This window comes from Rhizobacter sp. P5_C2 (genome assembly GCF_054049715.1).
Genome location: NZ_JBFULV010000024.1, coordinates 1 through 23,532 on the forward strand (window position 1 = coordinate 1; position 23,532 = coordinate 23,532).

At 69.1% G+C, this 23,532-nt stretch carries 17 protein-coding genes; 5 read left to right on the top strand and 12 right to left on the bottom strand.

All coding sequences use genetic code 11. The features are described 5' to 3' along the window. Positions 1-501 precede the first annotated feature (501 nt). The 8 genes from ACXJLU_RS11105 to ACXJLU_RS11140 all read right to left on the bottom strand — a co-directional run bounded on the left by ACXJLU_RS11105 (position 502) and on the right by ACXJLU_RS11140 (position 12,279). The gene (locus ACXJLU_RS11105; RefSeq protein WP_457330787.1) at positions 502-1,473 is read right to left on the bottom strand and encodes a response regulator transcription factor; all 972 of its coding nucleotides are present in this window, start codon (positions 1,471-1,473) and stop codon (positions 502-504) included. A gap of 76 nt (positions 1,474-1,549) precedes the next feature. Then, positions 1,550-5,353 carry a pilus assembly protein gene (locus tag ACXJLU_RS11110; protein WP_457330790.1) on the bottom strand — a complete coding sequence of 1,268 codons (3,804 nt, stop codon included), beginning with the start codon at positions 5,351-5,353 and terminating at the stop codon, positions 1,550-1,552. Further along, positions 5,263-5,910, bottom strand: coding sequence for a pilus assembly PilX family protein (locus tag ACXJLU_RS11115; RefSeq protein WP_457330792.1), 648 nt, complete (start codon positions 5,908-5,910; stop codon positions 5,263-5,265). Before ACXJLU_RS11115 ends, ACXJLU_RS11110 begins: the two co-directional genes overlap by 91 nt. Further along, on the bottom strand, positions 5,904-7,088 hold the full coding sequence (locus tag ACXJLU_RS11120; RefSeq protein ID WP_457330794.1) for a PilW family protein: 1,185 nt from the start codon (positions 7,086-7,088) through the stop codon (positions 5,904-5,906). The genes ACXJLU_RS11115 and ACXJLU_RS11120 overlap by 7 nt, the downstream gene beginning before the upstream one ends. Next, the gene (locus ACXJLU_RS11125; protein ID WP_457330796.1) at positions 7,089-7,544 is read right to left on the bottom strand and encodes a type IV pilus modification PilV family protein; all 456 of its coding nucleotides are present in this window, start codon (positions 7,542-7,544) and stop codon (positions 7,089-7,091) included. It abuts the gene before it with no gap. A gap of 8 nt (positions 7,545-7,552) precedes the next feature. Then, on the bottom strand, positions 7,553-8,191 hold the full coding sequence (locus ACXJLU_RS11130; protein WP_457330798.1) for a GspH/FimT family pseudopilin: 639 nt from the start codon (positions 8,189-8,191) through the stop codon (positions 7,553-7,555). Next, positions 8,191-8,637, bottom strand: coding sequence for a type IV pilin protein (locus ACXJLU_RS11135; RefSeq protein WP_457330800.1), 447 nt, complete (start codon positions 8,635-8,637; stop codon positions 8,191-8,193). Before ACXJLU_RS11135 ends, ACXJLU_RS11130 begins: the two co-directional genes overlap by 1 nt. 135 nt (positions 8,638-8,772) lie before the next feature. Next, positions 8,773-12,279, bottom strand: a complete 3,507-nt coding sequence (locus ACXJLU_RS11140; RefSeq protein WP_457330802.1) for a hybrid sensor histidine kinase/response regulator — start codon at positions 12,277-12,279, stop codon at positions 8,773-8,775. A gap of 81 nt (positions 12,280-12,360) precedes the next feature. Between ACXJLU_RS11140 and ureA the strand changes: the two genes are divergently transcribed. The 4 genes from ureA to ureC are packed head-to-tail and all read left to right on the top strand — an operon-like array spanning position 12,361 to position 15,312. After that, positions 12,361-12,663, top strand: coding sequence for an urease subunit gamma (gene ureA / locus ACXJLU_RS11145; protein ID WP_056815720.1), 303 nt, complete (start codon positions 12,361-12,363; stop codon positions 12,661-12,663). A 23-nt stretch (positions 12,664-12,686) separates the two neighbouring features. Beyond that, positions 12,687-13,280 (top strand): HupE/UreJ family protein, encoded by a 594-nt coding sequence (locus tag ACXJLU_RS11150; RefSeq protein WP_457330805.1) that lies wholly within the window; start codon positions 12,687-12,689, stop codon positions 13,278-13,280. A gap of 11 nt (positions 13,281-13,291) precedes the next feature. Further along, complete coding sequence (locus ACXJLU_RS11155; RefSeq protein WP_457330807.1) at positions 13,292-13,597, top strand: urease subunit beta; 306 nt, start codon at positions 13,292-13,294, stop codon at positions 13,595-13,597. Beyond that, the gene (ureC, locus tag ACXJLU_RS11160) at positions 13,597-15,312 is read left to right on the top strand and encodes an urease subunit alpha (protein ID WP_457330809.1); all 1,716 of its coding nucleotides are present in this window, start codon (positions 13,597-13,599) and stop codon (positions 15,310-15,312) included. The genes ACXJLU_RS11155 and ureC overlap by 1 nt, the downstream gene beginning before the upstream one ends. Before the next feature lie 55 nt (positions 15,313-15,367). On the opposite strand, the gene ACXJLU_RS11165 is transcribed toward ureC, so the two are convergent. From ACXJLU_RS11165 to czcI, 4 genes are all read right to left on the bottom strand, one after another. Beyond that, the gene (locus ACXJLU_RS11165) at positions 15,368-18,496 is read right to left on the bottom strand and encodes a CusA/CzcA family heavy metal efflux RND transporter (RefSeq protein ID WP_457330811.1); all 3,129 of its coding nucleotides are present in this window, start codon (positions 18,494-18,496) and stop codon (positions 15,368-15,370) included. A 13-nt stretch (positions 18,497-18,509) separates the two neighbouring features. Beyond that, positions 18,510-19,733 carry an efflux RND transporter periplasmic adaptor subunit gene (locus ACXJLU_RS11170; protein WP_457330813.1) on the bottom strand — a complete coding sequence of 408 codons (1,224 nt, stop codon included), beginning with the start codon at positions 19,731-19,733 and terminating at the stop codon, positions 18,510-18,512. 22 nt (positions 19,734-19,755) lie between these two features. Further along, positions 19,756-20,979, bottom strand: coding sequence for a TolC family protein (locus ACXJLU_RS11175; protein ID WP_457330815.1), 1,224 nt, complete (start codon positions 20,977-20,979; stop codon positions 19,756-19,758). Between the two features lie 77 nt (positions 20,980-21,056). After that, on the bottom strand, positions 21,057-21,404 hold the full coding sequence (czcI, locus tag ACXJLU_RS11180) for a cation efflux protein, CzcI family (RefSeq protein ID WP_457330817.1): 348 nt from the start codon (positions 21,402-21,404) through the stop codon (positions 21,057-21,059). Between the two features lie 140 nt (positions 21,405-21,544). Between czcI and ACXJLU_RS11185 the strand changes: the two genes are divergently transcribed. Next, the gene (locus ACXJLU_RS11185) at positions 21,545-23,404 is read left to right on the top strand and encodes a multicopper oxidase domain-containing protein (RefSeq protein WP_457330819.1); all 1,860 of its coding nucleotides are present in this window, start codon (positions 21,545-21,547) and stop codon (positions 23,402-23,404) included. Positions 23,405-23,532 lie beyond the last annotated feature (128 nt).

A 23,532-nucleotide genomic window follows, 5' to 3' on the forward strand; every position in this document is an offset into this window, starting at 1 on the left:
GGTCAAACAGTCGGCGACAGTCAGTTCACGAAGCGTGCTGCGCACGCGGGCCATGAATCCAGCCAGCTCCGGCGCCCCGCCCTGATTGGCGCTCCACACCCTGCCCACCCGCGCCTTTGCGGAACCGCCGCGCTGTGTTTGGGGGGGAAAAGACTGAAGTGACCGACGAGCACGCCAACGCCCGCACGCTCGTCGGTCACTTCAGTCTTTTCCCCTCAACAAGAGCGGCTGGTTCTGCGCGGCGGGTGAGGGGATGGGCTGGGGGCGATTTCTGGGGCGACGGAGAAGATCGGCTTTGGGGATGGCGCGCGCCAGCGCGCTTCGTGGACTGACTCATCGGCACTGTTTGACCACAACGAACGAAGTGAGTGGAGGGAGTTTGCCGATGCATCCCCAAAGCCGATCTTCGCAGTGGAGTCGGCCCCCGGGCCGACCGCCCCGGCATGAGCCGCCAGCCCATACCCTCACCCGCCGCGCCGCCGCAGAAGCAACGCAGAAAAATCACCCGCCATGCCAGGGCGCAAGCGCCCTCACTTTCTGAATTGCCAGAGAAGCAGCCGCATTCCGCGTCTCGACGCCGAGCTTCTCGAACACGTGCTCCAGGTGCTTCTTCACCGTCGCCGGGCTGCTGCCGAGGATGTCGCCGATGTCGCGGTTGGTCTTGCCCTTCGCAACCCAGTACAGCACCTCGGCCTCGCGCAGCGTCAGCTTGAAGGCCTGCAGCACCGCATCCACCGCCGCCGCGTCCGACACCTCGCGCATCACGATCAGCCAGTCGTCATCACTGGTGCGCTGCTGCAGCGAGAACACCAGCTGCCGCTCGCCGCGCACCACCGACAGCGACGTCGGCTCGCGGCCCTCGGCCGCCAGTTGCGACTGCGCCTGCAGCCACACCGCCAGCTCGGCCGGCACGTGCGCCGGCGGCGCCTCGAAGTAGCGCTGCATCAGCTCGCGTGCAAGCGCCGTCTGCCACACCGCGCGGCTGTTCTCGATCCGTTCGGTCACGTGGATCGCCATCGTCGCGTGGCCGAAGGCATCGAGCGCATTGCGGGCCTGCCTCGCCTGCCGCGCACTCTGCATGTGCACCACCATGCGCGCCAGCACCTCCTGCGGGCGGATCGGCTTGGTGACGTAGTCGATGCCGCCGGCCTGGAAGGCGGCCACCACGTGCTCGGTCTCGGTCAGGCCGGTCATGAAGATGATCGGAATGTGCGAAGTGCCGGGCTGCGCCTTCAGCCGGCGCGCCACCTCGAAGCCGTCCATGCCGGGCATCACCGCATCGAGCAGCACGATGTCGGGATCGGCCTGGATCGCACGCTGCAGCGCGCTCTCGCCGTTGACCGCCACCAGCACGGTGTAGCCCGCCTCGTCGAGCGCGTCATGCAGCAGCGAGAGGTTGTCGGGCACATCGTCGACGATGAGCACGACATCGCTCAGGCTGCGGTCTGGAAGTCTCTCGGTCATGGCCGGCATGGCGGGAAGGATGCGCACCGCGCGGTGCAGGAGCGCCAAGCGTAGCCGACGCCGGCCCCACGGGCCGGCCGGAATTTCACTGCCCGATCGACAGCTCCCGCCAGGTCAGCCGGCGCGTCCCCTTGTCCGGCCCCGCCGTGGGCACGTTCTTCACCGACGAACTGCCGTCCGAGCTGTTGATCGACGCCACCACCTGGCCGGTGGTCGTGATCGCCAGACTGGCCGTGCTGGACACCGCCTCGCTGTTGAGCAGCACGCCGGCCTCAGTGCCGGTGCTGACCTTGAGCCCGGTGGCGTAGTCGATGTAGTTCAGGTAGCTGCTGCCGCCGGTCTTGCAGCCCGCGTCCTTGGTCGGCAGGTCTGACACATAGACCAGCGTGCCCAGCTGCAGCGTCGGGTTGGTGTCGATGCGCTCGCCGGCATTCGGCAGGTCCTCGTACCAGCCATCCATGCTGTCGAAGCTGAGCGCATAGCCGAGCGGGCTGCTGACACTGCGCGCGCCGCCGCTGTCGGTCAGCGTGCGCGGCATGAAGCATTGCGTGACCTTGCTGGTCGTGCAGGCGCTCGCGCGCGGGCTGCCGTACAGGCCACTGCTGCCGGCGGCGGTGGTCAGCGTGTCCTTCAACGCATAGAGCGTCTGCGTCTGCGTCGACGACACATCGGTCAGGCCCAGGTACGAGCCGGTGCCCACATAGATCACGCGCGTGCCGCCGACCAGCCCCAGTTCGGGCCGGGTCGTGACGGGCTGGCGCACGCCGGCGGCATCGGCCAGCGTCGCCATCAGCTGCACGCCGGCGCTGCCGCCCGACTTGGTGAGCGTGCGCAGGTCGAAGCGCCACAGGTTGCCGAACAGGTCGCCGCCGTACACATAGGTCGCGACATTGTTGCCGGCGCTGTCGCTCCAGGCGCTCAGCCGCGCCAGGCCGCTCGGGCATGGTGCGGCCGTGCAGCCGGCCGGCACGCTGCCGCCGGTCGTCGAGCCGATGCCGGTGTCCAGCTTCTGGATGACGGCGCCGGTCTTCGCGTTCAGCACCCACATCACCCCGCGGCCGCTGCCGGGCGAGATGTTGTTGTAGCCGGAGCTCAGCAACACCACCCAGGTGCCGTCGGACAGCTTGGTCACGATCGGCGTGCCGTACGAATACCCGAGGTCGGCATCGCGCACGTAGGCAGCGTCCAGGCTGGTGTCGTGCGTGAACTCCCACAGCACCTGCGGCGAGGCCGGATCGCTGACGTCCAGCGCGTAGAAGCCGCGACCGCCGGCGCCCAGCCCGCCGACGAGGATGGTGCGCCAGGCCGAGCCGTCGTGGATGTCGGCCGCGGTGGTGGCGCCGTTGACGAAGAAGCGGTGCCGGGTCGCGTATTTCTTGTCGGCCAGCTGATACAGCCTGGGCAACAGCAGCGACGGGATGTAGGCCCACGATTCGGCGCCGGTGTCGGCCCGGAAGGCATGCAGCATGCCGTCGTTGGCGCCGAGGTAGACCATCGCCTGCCGACTCGCCTGGCTGCTCTTGTAGGCCGCGTAGCCGGTGTCGGCATACGACTGGCTCGGCGGACCGACGTACACCGGCTGCGCATCGACGGTGTCGCCCAGCACGTGGGTGCGCGGGAAGTAGTACGCGGTGTTGCCGATGCCTTCGTTGCCGCGCTCGCCGCGCAGGTAGGCCACGAGGTTGGCTCCGCCTGCGCCGACGGCGCCGGCACTGGCGCTGTCCACCTGCGCGGTGCTCGCGAGGCAGGCACTGCCCACACTGCACAGCTGCGACAGGCTGCCGATGGCCGCCACCTTGAAGTAGCCCTGTTGCGTGCTGCTGAGCGACGACCACTCGAACGGGATGCGCGTGCCGCTGCCGCCGGCAGCTTTCCAGGTGTAGAGAGTGCGGGCGCCGGCGGAGAGCTTGTCGAGCAGCGGTGTGGTCTTCAGGCCGGTGCCGGAGGATTCGATGCAATCGTTGCCGGCCCCGGACTGCGACCAGTCGGGCGTCGCGGCGCGCGCGCCGGTCGTGGCGTTGACGGTGTAGCGCGCCAGCTCGCCGAACCACTTCGACGAGCAGAAGCCGGTGCTGAAGACGTAGTTGGAACTCGCCGCGGACAGGTTGACATTGCCCGAGGTCGGCGCCGCCGCGCTGGAGCCTGATGACACGATGCTTTGCAATGCGGTGCTCAGGCCGTCCTTCAGTTCACCGACGTTGGTGGCGCTGTAGTAGCCGCCGCGGCCGTTGATCGCGGCATGCCAGAGGTCGTCGATCGCGGTTGCGGTGTCCTTGACGGGTTTGGGCCAGGTGCAGAGGCCGCTCGACTGCCAGCGGCAGATGCCGGTGGCCTGCAAGGCTGCACTGGCCGGCGTCCCGTTGACGATGTCGTAATAGTCGCCGCTGCCGGCCGACGCGTAATTCGACTGGAATTGCATGTAGCCTGACGCGCCCAGGCCGATGGTGTAAGTCACCAGGTTCTGACGCTGATTGGCGTAGGCGTTGCTGGCGACGTCAATGCCCTGGGGGTTCTTCGCATTGCCCAAGGCATCCGAACGCAGGTCGGTGGCGTAGTAGTACTGCGCCACGTCAGCCAATGTATTGATCACCTTGTTCGCGTCCCCGTACGGGCTCGGCAGGCTGCCGTCCTGATCGCCCACAGCCGTGCTGCCATCGACCCGCTTCGGTGTTGTCGAATCATTCCAATATCCGTCTGTTTGCAGGATCGCGTAATTGCGTTGACAGGCGTACTGCATTGGATCTTTCGCCGTCTCATTCCACACGGTGGTGAGCTTGCCGGCGAAATACTGTCCGGTTGTGGACAGCGCCGTTCTCAGCGGCGTCGATGTTGCCGTTTTGGCGTCAGCAATCGCCGCATACAAGGTCTGTTTCGTGGCCGAATCGAAGTCAGCCACATTCAGGAAGTCTGTGCGGCCGGTGACATCGTTGATCGTCATGTAGCCCACACGCACGCTGTCATCCAGGTCGGCGAACGTCAGCAAGATGGCCGTCTTGGCCATCTGGATGCGGGTCCGGTAATAGGCATGCCAATTCGCATAGTTGGTCATCTCCTCCTCGTAGGTGCATGTCGCACCGGCGCAATCGAGCCGTGCGCCCGCCTTGGTGTAGCTTGTCGTACTGCTCTGCACCGTCGTGGCATTGTTGCTGCCGGGCACCGATGACGTGGCGCCTGGGGTTCGAGAACTTGTATACGTCTTGCCATCGCCGAGACTGCCGGCAGCGTAGACAACCTGACAGTTCGTCAAATTCGAATCCGAACACCACCGAACGTAAGCAGGATATGGATAAGCCGTGGTGGCCGCAGATTGACTCTTGCAAGAAATCAATGCCGGCGAGTTGCAGTATTCGCCCACCGTGAACGTGTAGTAGACCGGGGGACTGGTCTTCAGATTCGCGGTCCCCGTCGTCAGTTGTTGATATGCGTCCAATGGAACGTTGGTCCACGTTGCCGTGTTCGCGGCGTTCATCGACAGGTAGTAGCTTCCATCGCCTTTCGGCGGCACGACATAGCGGACGCCGGGATCGTAGAACACGCTGTTGAAGCGGCTGTTTCTTCGAAGTTGCGACAGGCTTGAATCGGCCCAATCCGGCATGGTCGTGTCTTCCATGCTGCTGGAATTGTCCAGAATGAACATCAGGTTCGGCTTCACCAGCGAAGTCGTCGCCACCGGCGATGTCGCCAGATCGGTCGCATCCGCGATCGCCGGCATCGGCAAGCACGCGCAGCAACAGGCCAATACCGCGATCCATGGGCGTGCGTCCATCGTCATTCCTTGGTTCATGCCGTGCTCCCGCGTCACAAGGCCACCATGGCCTGCACCCAGGCCGTCGTGTTGCGCGGCCCGCTCACCTGCACCGTGATGCGGTAATAGACCTGGCTCTTGCAATTCAGATTGCCGCTGCCGCCATTGCTGCCCAGGCCCATGCCGCTGCCGCAGCCGGCGGCATCGGGCAGCGCCGAGCAGGTGCCGTTGGCCGGGTCGCCGGCGGCGCTGCACATGCGCTGGATCAGGTACGCCACGGTGTTGCCCGCCGCGTCCGCCGCACCGCCGTTGGGCTGGCCCGGCTGCGCGCCGGCACTGACCAGCGCGGCCCACAGGTCCGGCCAGTCCTGTACGGTGCCCGGGTCCTGCCGCGTCGCCAGGTAGCCGCGCGCGGCCTGGTCACAGGCCAGCACCGTGCTGCCGCTCGCGCAGGTGCTGGCGCTGGAAGAACTTGCCTGGCCGGTGTTGTTCTCGAGCCAGGCCACCGCGGCCTCCAGGCCCTGATCGCCCGAGCTGGTGGCCGATTGCTTGAAGCCGAGGTTGCCGGCGATGCCGTTGGCCGTTGCAGTGGATCGGCTCAGCGCCACCGCGGCCAGCGTCAGCGCCACCAGCACGATCAGCACCAGCACCAGGATCACGCCCTGCTGCCGGTCTTTCGGATTGCATCGCAGGCTCAGCATCCGCCGGACCCTCCTTGGTACGTCAGCTGCGAGCCCTGCCAGATCAGGTTGCGCAGCGGCACAGTGGCCTGCAGCACCCGGTGGCGGTAGTGCGTCCAGTCGGTGTTGGCGCTCAGGTCGATCGGCAGCGCGACCGGCGTGACGGTGGTGAACGCGGCCGACAGGCTGGTGTTGGCCGTCGAGCCGTCCCACGCCGGAGCCGCCGACGTGACGGTGTTCTTGTCGTAAGCGGGGCTGCGCGCCACCACCGCCAGCCGCAGCGCGACCACGCGGGCCCAGCGGCACACCAGCGGCAGGCTGCTGGTGTCCGAGGTGCCGCCCGGTGTGGTCTGGTCCCAGGTGTCGACGACCCCACTCATCGCCGAGGCCGCCACGCCCGAGGTGTCGCGGCCGTACTGCGCGCGCAGGCCGACGATGTTGCCGGCCAGCGGCACCCACACATCCGGGTTGCCGGTGTAGCTGGCCTTGCCGCAGTCCCAGGCCAGGTAATCGCACAGGGTCAGGCTGCCCTGGCGCACCGCATAGGCCCGCACGCGGGGCGACGCCCCCAGGTCGAACACGCTGCTGCCGATCGGCAGGCCGGCACTGCCGGGCGAGACCGTCAGCGCCGATCCGCTGATCGCGCTGACGGCATCCAGCGTCAGCGCACACGGGCTCGGCCGGGTCGCCGCGGCCGCCACCACGCGGTTGCCGACGCCGAACATGCCGGCGGTGCTGACGTCGTAGCGCCCGGCGATCGACGCCGCGATGGTGGCATCGCCTTCGGACGGCCCCGCCGAGGCGCCGGTGACGAGCAGCAGCGTGTCGGTGCCGATGTCGCCGGCGGGCACCAGCGCGGTTCGCGGGTTGACCACCACCGGCGCGAGCGCATCGAGCGTGACTGCCGCGGTGTCCCTGCTGGTGGTGTACGACAGGCCGCAGCCGAGGATCGAGAAGTTGGCGATGCCGTGGCCGGACTGGGCGATCTCGCGCTGCAGCTCGTACAGCGCGAGGCCACCCGCCACCTGAGCATCGTTGCCGCCGGTCGTGGTGCGCTTGTCGCTTTCGGCCGACGCGAACAGGCGCATCACCAGCACCACGCCCACCATGCCGATCAACAGCGCGACCATCAGCTCGACGAGGCTGAAGCCGCGTGCGCCTGCATGGCGCCGGGCATTGGGAGGCGTGTATCGGCTCATCTATTTCACCTGCGCCAGCACGACATGGCTGTGGTAGCCGCTGTCGCCGGGGGCTTTCCAGAAGACGGTGACGGTGGCCAGGCTGCTGGCGGTCGCCGCGCTGCCGCCGGGCACGGTCGTGAAGCTCACGGTGGGCGCCTTGCCCGCGACGTTCGGCAGGCCCGAGGCCTCGACCGACGCACGCCAGCTGGTGTAGCCGGCACCGCCGGCCGCACTGCCGAACTGCGCCTGCAGCGTGGCGGCGGCGCGGTCGGTGGTCCACAGCCGGCCGATCAGCGACGCGGCCTGCGCCGCCGCAATGGCGCGGTAGCGGGCGCCGGACGCCTGCTGCACCGACACCGCCTGCAGCTTCACCAGGCCCAGCACGCCGATGGCGAAGATCAGCAAGGCGCACAGCACCTCGATCAGCGAGAAGCCGCGGGCGCCGCGGCGCGACGGTGGACGACGGAGATTCATGCAGTGGTTCATGCGTTGCTCGGGCAGCTCATCGCGTCGGCCGCGGTGTTGCCGGCGCTGCGCGCCGGATCGCACATGCGCACCTCGCCGGCCGGGCTGACGACCACCTTCAGGCAGCGCGTCGGGCCGGCCGGTGCGCAGCTCTGGCCGCTCGCGCCGACCGCGATGCTGAGCAGGGCCGCGCCGGACGCGGGGGAGCTTGTCGAGGTCTGCCGGCCGAGCCCGTCGAAGGCGACCACCGAGCGCGTGGCCGAGAGCGTGGCCGCCGCGTCGCCGGCCACCACCGGGCTCACGCGCAGCAGGTTGGGTGCGGCGCCGGTGCCGAGCGCCGACGCACAGGCGCCGGCCGGGGTCTGCGCGGCGCCGAGGTTGATCGCCCAGTGCGGGCCGCTCGCCGTGATCTGGCAGCTGTCGGCCAGCGTGTCGACCAGCTGGAAGCGCACCACCGCGTTGCGCCGCACGGCCTCGGCGCGAGCCGACTGCAGCCCGTTCTGGAGCGACTCGGCGGTGCTGCGTACGCGTTCATTGCGCAGCCAGTCGCCGAAGGACGGCACGCACAGCAGCATCAGCAGCGCGAACACCGCCAGGCTCACCATCAGCTCGACCAGGGTCATGCCCCGGGCGGTGGCGCACTGCCGGGCGGCCATCAGCACACCCCGCCCTTCTTCGTGACCCAGCAACTGCCCGTCGGCGACGACCAGCCGGACACGCCGCTGACCGCCGAGGTCTGCTTGCCGTCCTGGTTGACGGTGTAGCTGAAGCCCGCCATGGCCCCGGTGCCGATGGCCGTCCAGATGTAGGCGGTGTCGGACGACGCGGTGCAGCTGAAGCTGAAATGGCTCGACGCGCTCGCGGTGACGCCGCAGGTCTTGACGCTCGCGCTGGTGTAGTAGCTGCGGTTGTCCTGGAACCACTGTTCCATCTTGACCTGCAGCGTGGACAAGGTCGCGGTGGCATCGGGAATGCGACCGCGCCGGAGGTAGTCGACATACGACGGCAGCGCCACGCCGGCGAGTATCGCGATGATCGCGGCGACGATCATCACCTCGATGAGCGTGAAGCCTGTGTTCTGACGACCCGGGGTTCTGCGCATGACCTGCCTCAATTCGCTACTCGGCGAAACAAGAGGCAACTCTGCGCAACATCTATGGAGGAATTACGCCCGAATTGTCAAACACTGTCATCGCGGCAGCCTGTGATCGACATCGCCGTGCGATCTGATGCGCGATCAGGGCCGCGTGCCTGCAGCGACCGACCCGTGCAAGGCCTTCTCGAGGATGCGGCTCACCGCCTCCAACTGGAACTTGCGCACCAGCTCGCGCACATGGCCCGCGAATCCGGCACAGGCAGGCTGCTCGGCCTCGATCCGGTCGAGCTTCTGGACGATGCCGCGGAAGTAGCCCAGGCGGACCAGCTCATCGAGCGCGCGCAGCGCATCGGCATCGGGCAGCACCCAGTCTGCCGGTGCGGTCGATGCGGGCGCTGCCGCGACGCTTGCCGACATCGGCGGGGCCTCCACCCACTGCAGGCCGAGGCGCGCGCCCAGCCAGTCGAGCAGCTCATGCACGCGCACCGGCTTCAGCACGAAATCGGCCGGCGTGATGCCGACGTCGTTGTCCAGGTCCTTGTCGAAGGCATTGCCCGAGACGATGGCCACCGGCGCAGGGCTCAGGCCCTGGGCGCGGATCGCGCGGATGGTGGCCCAGCCGTCGATGCCATGCATCGCGAGGTCCATCAGGATGGCGTCGGGCGTGACGCTGCGCAGCAGGCGCAGGCACTCGTCGCCGGAGGCGGCCTGGTGGATCTCGAAGCCCAGCGGCTCCAGCACGCTGACCAGCAGTGCGCGGTCGACCTCCTCGTTGTCGACCACCAGCACGCGGCGCCGCGGGCCCTGGTAGCCGGTGCGCGCGATGCGCGGCGCCGGCACCGCCACCGCGTCGCGCGCGGCCGGCAGGAACAACCGGATGCGGAACAGCGTGCCCACCTGCGGCGTGCTGTGCACCGTCATCTCGCCGCCCATCAGGTCGACCAGCATCTTGCTGATCGTCAGGCCCAGGCCGGTGCCGCCGCTGGCCATCGCACCGGCGTCGCTGCCGCGCGCGAACGGCTCGAACACATGCTCGATCTCTTCGGGCGCGATGCCGGGGCCGGTGTCCTCGATCTCGAAGGTGGCCATCTCGCGCGCGTAAGTTGCGCGGAACACCACCTGCCCGATCTGCGTGAACTTGACGGCATTGCCCAGCACGTTGATCAGGATCTGGCGCAGTCGCTTCTCGTCGCTGCGCACCACCTCGGGCAAGGCCTGCGACAGCTCGTGGCTGAACGCGATGCCCTTGCCGGCCGCCTGCAGCTCGAACATGCGCACGATCTGCTCCACGCCGTCGCGCAGGTGCATCGGCTGCGATTCGAGCCGCAGCTTGCCGCCTTCGATGCGGGCGATGTCGAGCGTGCCCTCGATCAGCGACAGCAGGTGCTCGCCGCCGCGCCGGATCACGCTGATCGCCTGCTGGCGGTGCGGCGGGATCGACGCGTCTTCATCGAGCAATTGCGCGTAGCCGAGGATGCTGTTCAGCGGCGTGCGCAGCTCGTGGCTCACCGTCGTGATGTAGCGGCTCTTGGCCTGGTTCGCGAGCTCGGCGCTGCGCTTGGCCTGCTGCAGCTGCAGGTCGGTGCGCCGGTGCGAATCGATTTCGCGCCGCAGCGCCTGCGTCTGCTCGTGCACCGCCTGCGTCTGGCGGTTCGATTCCTCCTGCGCCACCTGGCGGCTCTTGTGCGTCAGCACCAGCCACCAGGCCACGATGCCGCTCACCAGCAGCAGCGCCGCGAAGGCCTTGATGAAGCCCAGCCGCAGCGCCGGCGCAAGCGCCGCGCCGGGATCGCCGAGCAGCCGCAGCTCCTGGTGGTACAGCAGCCCGAACAGCCCCGCCAGCAGCGGCACCACCACCGCCATCAACAGCACGTAGTGGCCGAGGCCGGTGTCGATGTACGGCCAGGCCCGGCGCGGCAACAGCGCGCGCAGCGCCGCCGACCACTGCGCCGACAGCTTGGCCTCGGGCTTGCACAGGTCGTCGCAGCGCGCGTCGAGCGAGCAGCACAGCGAGCAGATCGCGCCGAGGTAGGCGGGGCAATGGGCCAGGTCGTCGGCCTCGTACTCGCGCTCGCAGATCACGCACTGCTGCAGGCGGGTGAACAGGCCCGGCGGACTGCGCCGTGCGATGTAGAAGCGGCCCTTGGTGGCCGACGCGATGGCGGGCGAGGCGATGAACGCGGTGGCCAGCGCGATCAGCGCCGAGAACGCCTGCGCCATCGGCCCGAACACGCCCAGGTAGGCCGCGATCGACAGCACCGAGGCCGCGCCCATCGCGCCGACGCCCACCGGGTTCACGTCGTACAGGTGCGCGCGCTTGAACTCGATGCCCGGCGGCGAGAGCCCGAGCGGCTTGTTGACCACCAGGTCGGCCACCACGGCCATGATCCACGAGATCGCGATGTTGGAGAACAGCCCCAGCACCTCGCCGAGCGCGCGGAACACGTCGAGCTCCATCAGCATCAGCGCGATCATCGTGTTGAACACCACCCACACGACGCGCCCCGGGTGGCTGTGCGTGAGCCGCGCGAAGAAGTTCGACCACGCGAGCGAGCCGGCGTACGCGTTGGTCACGTTGATCTTCAGCTGCGAGACCACCACCAGCAGCGCCGTCGCCGCCACCGCCCACGCCGGGTGCGGGAACACGTACTCGTAGGCCGCGAGGTACATCTGATTGGGATCGACCGCGCGGTCCACCGGCACCGAATGGCTGATCGCGAGGTACGCGAGCAGCGCGCCGCCCAGCATCTTGAGCACGCCCGGCACCACCCAGCCCGGCCCGCCGATCAGCACGCCGAGCCACCAGCGCTTGCGGTTGGCCGCGGTGCGCTCGGGCATGAAGCGCAGGTAGTCGACCTGCTCGCCCATCTGCGTGATCAGCGCGATGCCGACCGTCATCGCGGCGCCGAACAGGCCGAGGTTGAACTCCGCGCCGCGACCCTCGGCGCCGGCGTAGTGCACCAGGCCGTCGAGCACGCCCGGGTTCTGGCGCAGCACGTAGACGTAGGGCACGACCAGCAGCACCAGCCACAGCGGCTGCGTCCAGACCTGCAGCCGGCTGATCGCGGTGACGCCGTGCGTGACCAGCGGGATCACCACCAGCGCGCAGATCAGGTAGCCCCAGGCCGGCGGCACGTCGAACGCGAGCTCGAGCGCGTAGGCCATGATGGCCGCCTCGAGCGCGAAGAAGATGAAGGTGAAGCTCGCGTAGATCAGCGAGGTGATGGTCGAGCCGATGTAGCCGAAGCCGGCACCGCGCGTCAGCAGGTCCATGTCGAGCCCGTGCCGCGCCGCGTAGATGCTGATCGGCAGGCCGGCCAGGAAGATGATCAGCCCGGTCGCCAGGATCGCCCAGAACGCGTTCAGGAAGCCGTACTGCACCAGCAGCGTCGCGCCCACCGCCTCGAGCACCAGGAACGAGGCGGCGCCGAACGCGGTGTTGGCCACGCGCAGCTCGGACCACTTGCGAAAACTGTGCGGCGTGAAGCGCAGCGCGTAGTCTTCCATCGTCTCGCGCGCGACCCAGCTGTTGTAGTCGCGCCGGACCTTCACGACGCGCTGCACCGCGCGCTCGTCGCCGGCGCCCTCGACCGGCACGATGGCCGGGCCGACCGTCACGGTGCCGTCGAGGGAGTTGGCAGGCTTCATGCGGGGTGGAGCGCAAGCCCCGTGCCATTGCGGCGACCAGGCGCCCTAAGATGTGGCACACCTTCTGCTTCCCGCACCACCATGGAACTGACGCCGCGTGAGAAAGACAAGCTGCTGATCTTCACGGCCTCGCTGCTGGCCGAGCGCCGCAAGGCGCGGGGACTGAAGCTCAACTACCCCGAGTCGGTCGCGCTGATCAGCGCGGCCATCATGGAGGGCGCGCGCGACGGCAAGACGGTCGCGGCGCTGATGAGCGAAGGCAAGACGGTGCTGACCCGCGCCGACGTGATGGACGGCGTGGCCGAGCTGATCCCCGAGATCCAGGTCGAGGCGACCTTCCCGGACGGCACCAAGTTGGTGACCGTGCACCAACCCATTGCATGAACGGGATCCCCATGACTCAGACGATGCGTTCCCGCCGGCTCGCCACCGGCCTGCTGTTGGCGCTGCCGGCCTTCGCGATGGCGCACACCGGCAGCGATGCCGGTCTCCATCATGATGCTTACGATGCCGCCGGCGCACTCGCCGCCGGCTTCGCCCACCCGTTCACCGGGCTCGACCACCTGGCCGCGATGGTCGCGCTGGGCATCTGGAGCGCGATGACGGCGCGGCGCGCGTGGATCGCGYCGCTGGCCTTCGCCGGCACGCTGCCGGTCGGCGCGCTGCTGGGCCTCGCGGGCGCCACGCTGCCGGCGGTGGAGCCGATGATTGCCGCGTCGCTGCTGGTGCTGGGCCTGCTGCTCGCGACCAACGCGCGCCTGCCGGCCGCGGCCGGGGTGTTGCTCGCGGCGGGCTTCGCGCTGTTCCACGGCCTGGCTCACGGCGCCGAACTGGCCGGGCCGACGGCGGCCTTCGCGCTGATCGGCATGGTGGCCGCGACCGCGCTGCTGCATGGCGCCGGCATCGGCATCGGGCTGTTGCTGCGCACGCGCGCTGCCTGGCTGCCGCGCGTGGCCGGCACCGCGGTCGCGCTGTTCGGCATCGCATTGCTGGTCAACTGAAGGGGCCGGCGATGATTCCAGGCGAACTGCTCACCGACGGCCCCGACATCGAGATCAACGTCGGCCGCCGCACGATCACGCTGGTGATCGAGAACAGCGGCGACCGGCCGGTGCAGGTCGGCTCGCACTACCACTTCGCCGAGACCAACCCAGCGCTGCGCTTCGACCGCGCGGCCGCGCGCGGCATGCGGCTGAACATCGCGTCGGGCACCGCGGTGCGCTTCGAGCCGGGGCAGCAGCGCACGGTCGAGCTGGTCGACTACGCCGGCGACCGAAAGGTCTACGGCTTCCGCGGCGAAGTGCAGGGAGCGCTCTGATGGCCACCATCAACCGCCGCGCCTATGCCGAGATGTTCGGCCCGACCGCCGGTGACCGCGTCCGCCTGGCCGACACCGGGCTCATCGTCGAGGTCGAGAAGGACTACACGCTGCTCGCCGGCGGCTACGGCGAAGAGGTGAAGTTCGGCGGTGGCAAGACCATCCGCGACGGCATGGGCCAGGGCCAGCGCCTGTCGAAGGACGTGGCCGACACGGTGATCACCAACGCGCTGATCATCGACCACTGGGGCATCGTGAAGGCCGACATCGGCCTGAAGGCCGGCCGCATCAGCGGCATCGGCAAGGCCGGCAACCCCGACGTGCAGCCCGGCATCGACATCGTGATCGGCCCCGGCACCGAGATCATTGCCGGCGAAGGCAGCATCGTCACCGCCGGCGGCATCGACTCGCACATCCACTTCATCTGCCCGCAGCAGATCGAGGAGGCGCTGATGAGCGGCGTCACGACGATGCTCGGCGGCGGCACCGGCCCGGCCACCGGCACCTTCGCGACCACCTGCACGCCCGGGCCGTGGTACATCCACCAGATGCTGAAGGCGGCCGAGGCGTTTCCGATGAACCTGGGCTTCCAAGGCAAGGGCAACGCCAGCCTGCCCGGCCCGCTCGACGAGCAGATCGAGGCAGGAGCCTATGGACTGAAGCTGCACGAAGACTGGGGCACCACGCCGGCGGCGATCGACAACTGCCTGAGCGTGGCCGACCGGCACGACGTGCAGGTCACGATCCACACCGACACGCTGAACGAATCGGGCTTCGTCGAGAGCACGATCGACGCGTTCAAGGGCCGCACCATCGCGACCTTCCACACCGAAGGCGCGGGCGGCGGGCATGCGCCCGACATCATCAAGGCGGCCGGGCTGCCGAACGTGCTGCCATCGTCGACCAACCCGACGATGCCGTACACGGTGAACACCATCGACGAGCACCTCGACATGCTGATGGTGTGCCACCACCTCGACGCGTCGATCGCCGAAGACCTGGCCTTCGCCGAGAGCCGCATCCGCCGCGAGACCATCGCGGCCGAGGACATCCTGCACGACGTCGGCGTGTTCTCGATGATGTCGTCGGACAGCCAGGCGATGGGCCGCGTCGGCGAGGTGATCATCCGCACCTGGCAGACGGCCCACAAGATGAAGGCGCAGCGCGGCACGCTGGCCGAAGACAGCGCGCGGCACGACAACTTCCGCGTCAAGCGCTACATCGCGAAGTACACGATCAACCCGGCGATCACGCAGGGCATCTCGCACGAAGTCGGCTCGGTCGAGATCGGCAAGCTGGCCGACCTGGTGCTGTGGAAGCCGGCCTTCTTCGGCGTGAAGCCGTCGTTGATTTTGAAAGGCGGCTTCATCGCGGCCGCCGCGATGGGCGACCCGAACGCGTCGATCCCGACGCCGCAGCCGGTGCACTACCGGCCTATGTTCGGCTCGTATGCCGGCGCGATGCACGACACCAGCGTCACCTTCGTCTCGAAGGCCGGGCTGGATGCCGGCGTGCCGGAGAAGCTCGGCCTGAAGAAGCGCGCGGTGGCGGTCAGCAACACCCGCAAGATCAGCAAGGCCGACATGGTGCACAACGGCTTCACGCCGAAGATCGAGGTCGATCCGCAGACCTACGAGGTGCGTGCGGATGGCGTGCTGCTGACCTGCGAGCCGGCCACCGTGCTGCCGATGGCGCAGCGGTATTTCCTGTTCTGACGACGAGTCCCGGATTGGCATCCGGGCTACCACTGACCGTGACTCGTCGGTCAAATCACGCCTCGTCGTCGTCGCGACGATGCGCCCAGCGGTACAGCACCGGCAACACCAGCAAGGTCAACAGCGTCGACGACAGGATCCCGCCGATCACGACCGTGGCGAGCGGCCGCTGCACCTCGGCGCCGGTGCCGGTCGCGAGCGCCATCGGGATGAAGCCCAGCGACGCCACCAGCGCGGTCATCAGCACCGGCCGCAAGCGCGTCAGCGCGCCGTCCTGGATGGCCGCATCGAGGCTCGCGCCCTGCTCGCGCAGCCCGCGGATGCACGACAGCATCACCAGCCCGTTCAGCACCGCGACGCCCGACAGCGCGATGAACCCGACCGCCGCCGAGATGGACAGCGGGATCCCGCGCGCCCACAGCGACAGCACGCCGCCCGTCAGCGCGAACGGAATGCCGGTGAACACCAGCAGGCCGTCGCGGGCGTTGCCGAACATGGTGAACAGCAGCACGAACACCATCGCCAGCGCGAGCGGCACCACCCACTGCAGCCGCTGCGCCGCCGACTGCAGCTGCTCGAAGGTTCCGCCCCACGCCGTCCAGTAGCCGCTGGGCACGGCCACCTTGGCGATGGCCGCCTGCGCGTCGGCCACGAACGACCCCAGGTCGCGCCCGGTGACGTTCGCGCTGACCACGACGCGGCGCTTGCCGTTCTCGCGCGACACCTGGTTCGGCCCGGGCGCGAGCTCCAGGCTCGCCAGCTCGCCCAGTGGCACGTACGCGGCCGGCCCGGCGCCCCGGGGCAGCGCGATCGGCAGGCGGCGCAGCGCGTCGACGTCCTGCCGCACCGCCTCCGGCAGCCGCACGACGATGTCGAAGCGGCGGTCGCCCTGGAAGAAGGTGCCGGCCCCGCGCCCGCCGATGGCCGTGGCCACCGTCTCCTGCACCTCGTTCATGTTGAGGCCGTGGCGCGCGGCCTTGCCGCGGTCGACGTTGACCGTCAGCACCGGCAGGCCGCCTGTCTGCTCGACCTTCACCTCGGTCGCGCCGGGCACCCGCTGCAGCGCTTCGGCGATCTCGGCGGCGGTCTTGTCGAGCACCTCGCTGTCGTCGCCGAACACCTTCACCGCCACGTCGGAGCGCACACCCGAGATCAGCTCGTTGAAGCGCAGCTGGATGGGTTGCGATAACTCGTGGTTGCTGCCCGGCACCTGGGCCGCTTCGTCGCGGATCGCCGCCAGCAACGCCTCCCGCGTCTTGCGCGGCTGCGGCCACTGGTCGACCGGCTTCAGCATGATGTAGCCGTCCGAGATGTTGGGCGGCATCGGGTCGGCCGCGATCTCGGCGGTGCCGGTGCGCGCGAAGATGCGCTCGATCTCCGGGAAGCGCGCCTTCAGCCGGGTCTCGAGCTGCTGCTGCATCTCGACCGACTGCGTCAGGCTCGTGCCGGGGATGCGCAGCGCCTGGACCGCGAAGTCGCCTTCGTCGAGGTTGGGCACGAACTCGCTGCCGAGGCGGCTGGCCACCGCGACCGAGAAGGCGACCGACACCGCAGCCGCCGTCAGCACGACCGGCGCATGGCGGAAGGTCGCGGCCAGCGCCGGCTCGTAGCGCCGCCGGGCCCAGGCCATCAGCGCGTTCTCCTTCTCGGCCACCTTGTCGCCGATGAACAGCGCAATCGCGGCCGGCACGAAAGTCACCGACAACACCATCGCGCCGAACAGCGCCAGCAGCACCGTGAAGGCCATCGGGTGGAACATCTTCCCCTCGACGCCGCTCAGCGCGAGCACCGGCACGTAGACCACCATGATGATGAGCTGTCCGAACAGCAGCGGCCGCCGCGACTCCCCGGCCGCCGCGAAGACCTCGTGGAAGCGCTCGCTGCGGGTCAGCGGCCGGCCGCGCTGCGCCTGGGCATGCGCGAGCCGCCGCACCGCGCCTTCGAGGATCACGACCGCGCCGTCGACGATGATCCCGAAGTCGAGCGCGCCCAGGCTCATCAGGTTGGCGCTGATGCCGAAGGCCACCATGCCGGAGAAGGTGAACAGCATCGCCAGCGGGATCACCATCGCGGTGATCAGCGCCGCCCGCAGGTTACCGAGGAACGCGAACAGCACCGCGATGACGAGCAGCGCGCCCTCGAGCAGGTTCTTCTCGACGGTGCGGATCGCCTTGTCCACCAGCACCGTGCGGTCGTAGACCGTCACCGCCTGCACGCCCGGCGGCAGCGTCTTGTTGATGGCCGCCATCTGCCGGTCGACCGCGCGCGAGACGGTGCGGCTGTTCTCGCCCATCAGCATGAACACCGTGCCGAGCACGACCTCCCGGCCGTTCTCGGTGGCGGCGCCGGTGCGCAGCGCGCGGCCGGGTTCGACCTGCGCGACGTCGCGCACGCGGATCGGCTGGCCTTGCGCGGTGCCGACGATGATGTCGCCGATCTCCCCGATCGAGGTCACCTGCCCGGGCGCGCGCACCAGGTACTGCTCGCCGCGGCGCTCGATGTAGCCGGCGCCCTGGTTCGCGTTGTTCCTCTCGAGCGCCTCGACCACGTTCGCCAGGCTCAGGCCGTGCGCGCCCAGCCGTTCGAGGTCCGGCGCGACGACGACTTGCTTCTCGAAGCCGCCGATCGAGTTGATCTCGGTGACGCCCCTGACGTTGCGCAGCTGCGGCTTGATGACCCAGTCCTGGATCTCGCGCAGGTCGGCCGGCGTGTAGGGCGTGCCGTCGGGCTTTCTGGCGCCTTCGGTCGCCTCGACGGTCCACAGGTAGATCTCGCCGAGGCCGGTCGAGATCGGCCCCATCTGCGGCGTGATGCCCGCGGGCAGGCGGTCGCGCGCCTCCTGGACCCGCTGGTTGACGAGCTGGCGGGCGAAGTGGATGTCGGTGCCGTCCTCGAAGATCACGGTGACCTGCGAGAGGCCATAGCGCGACAGCGAGCGCGTCTGCGCCAGGCCGGGCAGGCCGGCCATCACCGTCTCGATCGGGTAGGTGATGCGCTGCTCGGTCTCGAGCGGCGAGTAGCCCGGCGCCTCGGTGTTGACGACCACCTGGACGTTGGAGATGTCGACGACGGCGTCGATCGGCAGGCGCATGCCGTTGTAGAGCCCGAGGCCGGCCATCGCGAGCACGGCCAGCATGACGAGCCAGCGCTGCTCGATGCAGAAGCGGATGATGCGTTCGAACATGTTTCGTCCTCGCTCAGTGGCCGTGCTCGGCGCCGGCCTTGCCGAGCTCCGATTTCAGGATGAAGGTCTTCGACGACGCGACCTTGTCGCCCGCCTGCAGGCCGCCGAGCACCTCGACCGTGCGGCCATCGGAGCGGCCGGTCTTCACCGGCGTCGCGATGAAGCCGCCGGGCACGACCGTGAACACCACCGTCTCGTCGCCGAGGGTCTGCAGCGCCTCGGCGCTGACGGCGAGCGGCACGGCCTGGTCCTCGCCCCGCACCGACACCGTCACGAAGAGGCCGGGCCGCCAGGCGCCCTTCGGGTTGGCCACGGTCACGCGCGCGCGGGCCGTGCGGGTCTGCTCGCCGAGCAACGCGCCGACGTAGGCGATGCGGCCTTCGACGCGGCTGTCGAACGCGGTCGACGAGACGACGACGCGCTGCCCGACGCGGACCGTCTCCAGGTCCTTCGGCGCGACGGCGAACTCGGCCCAGACGCTGCCGAGGTCCGACACCGTGAAGATGCTGGCGTCTTCCTTGACCGCCTCGCCGAGGCTCAGGTGCTTCTCGACGACGGTGCCGGCGAACGGCGCGCGAATCTCGAAGCGGTTCAGGCCTGACGACGACGCGCTCGCGCCGACCGCGGCCAGCTTCTGCGCTGCATTCCGCACGGCGATGTCGGCTTCGTCCAGCGCACTGCGGGCCTGCTGGTAGTCCTGCTCGGCAGAGATCCTGTCGTCCCGGAGTTTCTTCTCGCGCTCGTGGGTGGCGCGCGCGGCGTCGCGGCGCTGCTGTGCGACGAGCAGCTCGCTGCGTTGCTCGGCAAGCGCGGTGCTCGCGACGACGGCCAGCACCTGGCCCTTCTGCACAACCTGGCCGAGCTGGACGTTCACCGCCTCGGCGACCCCGGCCACGCGCGGCACGACGTGGGTCGTGCGGTCCTCGTCGAAGCGGATCTCGCCCGGGAACGGGGCGCTCACCTGGAGCGTGGCCGGACCGGCCGCCTGCAGCGTGATGCCGGCGGCCTTCAGTTGCTCGTCCGTCAGCTTGACCTCGCGCTCGTGCGCGTCCTTCTCGGCGTGGCCCTTCTCTTGGTGGCCCGTCTCTTCGTGGCCCGCCTCTTCGTGATCGTCGGCGTGCCCGGCTTCCTCGCCGCCGGTCTTCGCGCGTTCCGTCATCAGGACGGCCCCGCCGCCCCCGAGGCCGGCGAGCACGATGAGCGCCATCGCGATGCGTTGTTGCTTGCTGATTGCCATGGTGTTCGATGGGGTGTGGGGTTCAGCGACCGAGCAGGCGGTCGATGGCCGAGGCGGCCTGGTGGGAGGTCGACAGCGCGCCCAGGTAGCGGGCACGTGCCTGCAGCAGCGAACGCTGCGCGTCGATGACGTCGAGGAAGCCGAACTTGCCGGCCTCGAAGCCCTGGGCCGCAGCGTCATAGGCCCGGCGCGCCGCGGGCAGCACGGTCGACTTCAGCGTTTCGGCCGACGTGCGCGCGACGGCCAGCTGGTTCGAGGCCTGCTGCAGCTCGGTGAGGGCCCGGATGCGCGCGGCCTGGTACTCGTCACCCGCCTTCTCGGCGCGCCGGGCCGCTTCGTGCGTCGCGCCCTGGTTGCGGTCGAAGAGCGGCAGCGGCAGCGAGATGCCGACGATCGCCTGCGTGCGGCCCAGTTCGTTGTCGCGCTTGGCGCCGACGCTGACGGTGAGCTCCGGCACGCCCTTGCTGCGCTCGACGTCGACGAGTGCACGGCGCCGTTCCGTCTCGAGCCGGCTGATGAGCAGCCCCGGCGCGTCATCGAGTGCGCGGGCCAGTTCGTCCGGTGGCGCTCGAACCGGGACGAGCTCGACATCGCCCTGGACCGTGGCGTACGCCAGCTCCGGTTCGCCCCACAGCGCCGCCAGCGTCCGGCGTGCCGCCCGCAGCTCGGCGGTGGCTTCCACCGCTTCCAGCTGCGCATTCGCCTGGTCGACGCGTGCACGCGTTTCGTCGACCGGCGAGACCTTGCCGGCAGCCACCCGCTTCGCGATGGCGTCGGCCGCGCGCGTCGCGAGGTCGGCGGAATCCACGGCGAGTGCGCCTCGCTCCTGCGCCACCAGCACGGCGAAGAACGCCCGGACCACATCGGCACGCAGTTGCGCGCGGGCATGGCCGAGCTCGGCCTGCGCCAACTCGCGCCCGCGCTCCGCGGCCTGCCGGCGCGCGGCACGCTGGCCGCCGAGTTCGATCGGGAAGTCCAGCGTGGTGGTGGTCGTGCGCGTGGCACGGCGTGTGTCCTCGACCGAGGCGTTCAACGCCGGGTTGCGCCACGCGCCCGCCTGGCGCATCGCACCATCCTGCGCATCGACCTCACGCTGCGCGGCACTGAGCGCGAAGTTCCGCGAGGCCGCCAGCGACTGGGCCTGTTCGAGGGTCAGGGCCGGCGCAGGCTGGGCCTGCACCGGATGGAAGAAGAAAGGGCTGAGCCATATCGCCGCCAGCCCGAGCGGCAGCACGAGTTTTCGCATCGAATCTCACAAGGTTGAAACCAGGGATTCGGCGAAACGTCAGGACAGTTGGAGGAAGTGCGTGAGCGTCTCGCCGGTCAGACGAGACGAGGCCACTGCGGGCGGTCGGGGGCGCGTGCGAGCGCGGAGGAGAACGGCGATGAGGTCACCGGAACGGGCAGCGTCGATGCGGCCAGGAAGGCGAGCGCATCGGCCTGCGTCGCGAGGCCCGAGGCGCCGGCAGCCTGGCACACACCGCAATCCGCATGCGCCTTCTGCTTGCCGTCGGCGCTCTTGCCGCTCGCGTCCTTGCAGGCATGGACATGGTGGCCGACGTGCATCCCCTGCTGCTCGGCGGTCTCGTGCTCGCAGTACACCGATGCCGCCGACCAGGCGAACTGGAGCGGCAGGAACAACGCGATGAGGAGGACGAGCAGGCGGGCCATGGGCAGGGCGGAGTGTACGAAAAAGCCCCACCGCACGGCCCGTGCCGCGTTACGCACACAGCGCTCGGGGCTTTCGGGGCCTGCGCTTGACCTTCCCCCCGGGGTAAAGCAGACAGTGGGCGTCTCGCGGGAGAAGAAGAATGCTCGCTCAACCCATCGACTATTTCCTGGTCGCCTGGTTCACCCTGGCGGGGCTCTCGACGGGCTATGTCGCCTGGGACCAGTTCCGGAACAATCCCGAGCCGGTCGTGATGAAGTGGGGCTTCGTCCTGGTGACGCTCTACCTGGGACCGATCGGCCTGCTGCTCTACGTCATGGCAGACAAGGAGCCGCGCCCGGGCGAACACGAAGAGTTCGTCAAGCCGCTGTGGAAGCAAGGCGTCGGCTCGACCATCCACTGCGTCGCCGGCGACGCGACCGGCATCATCGCCGCGGCGGTCGTCACGGCGGCGCTGGGGTTGCCGATGTGGTTGGACCTCATCGTCGAATACCTGGCCGGCTTTGCCTTCGGGCTCTTCATCTTCCAGTCGCTCTTCATGAAGAACATGATGGGCGGCGCGTACTGGCAGAACGTCAGGAAGTCGTTCATGCCCGAGTTCATCAGCATGAACGCGATGATGGCCGGCATGGCCCCCGTCATGACGCTGCTGATGATGGGTCGCGACATGCGTGCGATGGAGCCCACCGAACTGCTGTTCTGGGGCGTGATGTCCTTCGGCGTCGCAGCGGGGTTCGCGGTCGCGTACCCGGTCAACGTCTGGATGGTTTCACGCCGGATGAAGCACGGGCTGATGACCGAGCGGCGCTCGCACGGGCAGCCGCGCGCCGGAGAAGCAGAGCGCCCGGCCCCCGCGCCGCATGCCGGCCACCATCCGATGTCGCCGCAGGCGATTCCACAGGTGACGCGCCCGCAGCTGGCCGCCGTGACCCTGGCCACCGGCCTGATGCTGCTGGCGGGGATGACCTTCCCTTCGCTGTTCGTGAACATGCGGCTTTCCGCCCGCGACGTCGGCGGGGCCATCATGCCGCCGGGCATGGTGATGGGCTGGGACACCCCCGCGGAGGCGATGCGCGACATGTCCGCCGTCCACCCGCGGCAGGTGAGCTTCACGGCACCACCGGCGGCCCAGGGCGACCAGGTGCTCGCACCGAGGCTCGAGGGCGGCGTCAAGGTCTTCGAGCTGGACGCAAGCGTCGTGCGCTGGAACATCCTGCCCGACGTGCAGGTGGAGGGCTACGCCTTCAACCACCAGATTCCCGGCCCCCGGCTGCGGGTGACCGAAGGCGACCGCGTTCGCATCCGGGTCACGAACCACCTGCCGGAAACGACCACCGTGCACTGGCACGGCCTCATCGTGCCGAACGACATGGACGGGCCGGCCAGGATCGTCCAGCGCCCCGTCAAGACCGGGGAGAGCCACACCTACGAGTTCACGACCGAACAGTCGGGCACCTACTTCTATCACTCGCACGACAAGGTCGACCGGCAGCAGGCCCTCGGCCTGTACGGCGCGCTCATCATCGACCCGAAGCCGCCCGTGCTGGAGCCGACGGCCGACCACGAGTACGTCATCCAGCTGCAGGAATGGCTCAAGCGCGAAGGCCTCACCTACCCGGCCATGCAGATGGAAGGCGGCATGCCGAACTACTTCACCATCAACGGCAAGGCCTTCCCGGCGACGGACAGCGTGAAGATGAAGGTCGGCGAGACCATCAAGCTGCGCTTCGTCGGGAGCAACAACAATTTCGTGCACCCGATGCATGTGCACGGCGGTCCGTTCACCGTGGTCGCGCGCGACGGGAACGTGCTGCCCGGAAGCGCGCGCTTCCAGGCGGACACCGTCAACGTGGGCCCGGGGCAGCGCTACGACGTCATCTGGAAGGCGGCGAAGCCCGGGAAGTGGCTGGTCCATTGCCACATCCCGCATCACACGACGAACAACAACGTCGAGCAGGACGGCGGCGGCGGCTTGATGATGGTTCTCGACGTCAGCGCCTGAGCGACTTCGTTCTAGCGGTCGGGCGCCCGCAGAAAGTCGGTGAGCATGGCGCAGACCCACTCGCGATGCGCCACCGGCGCGGAATGGTCGCTGCCGGGCAGCACCGCCAGCCGGCCGGTCGGCACCAT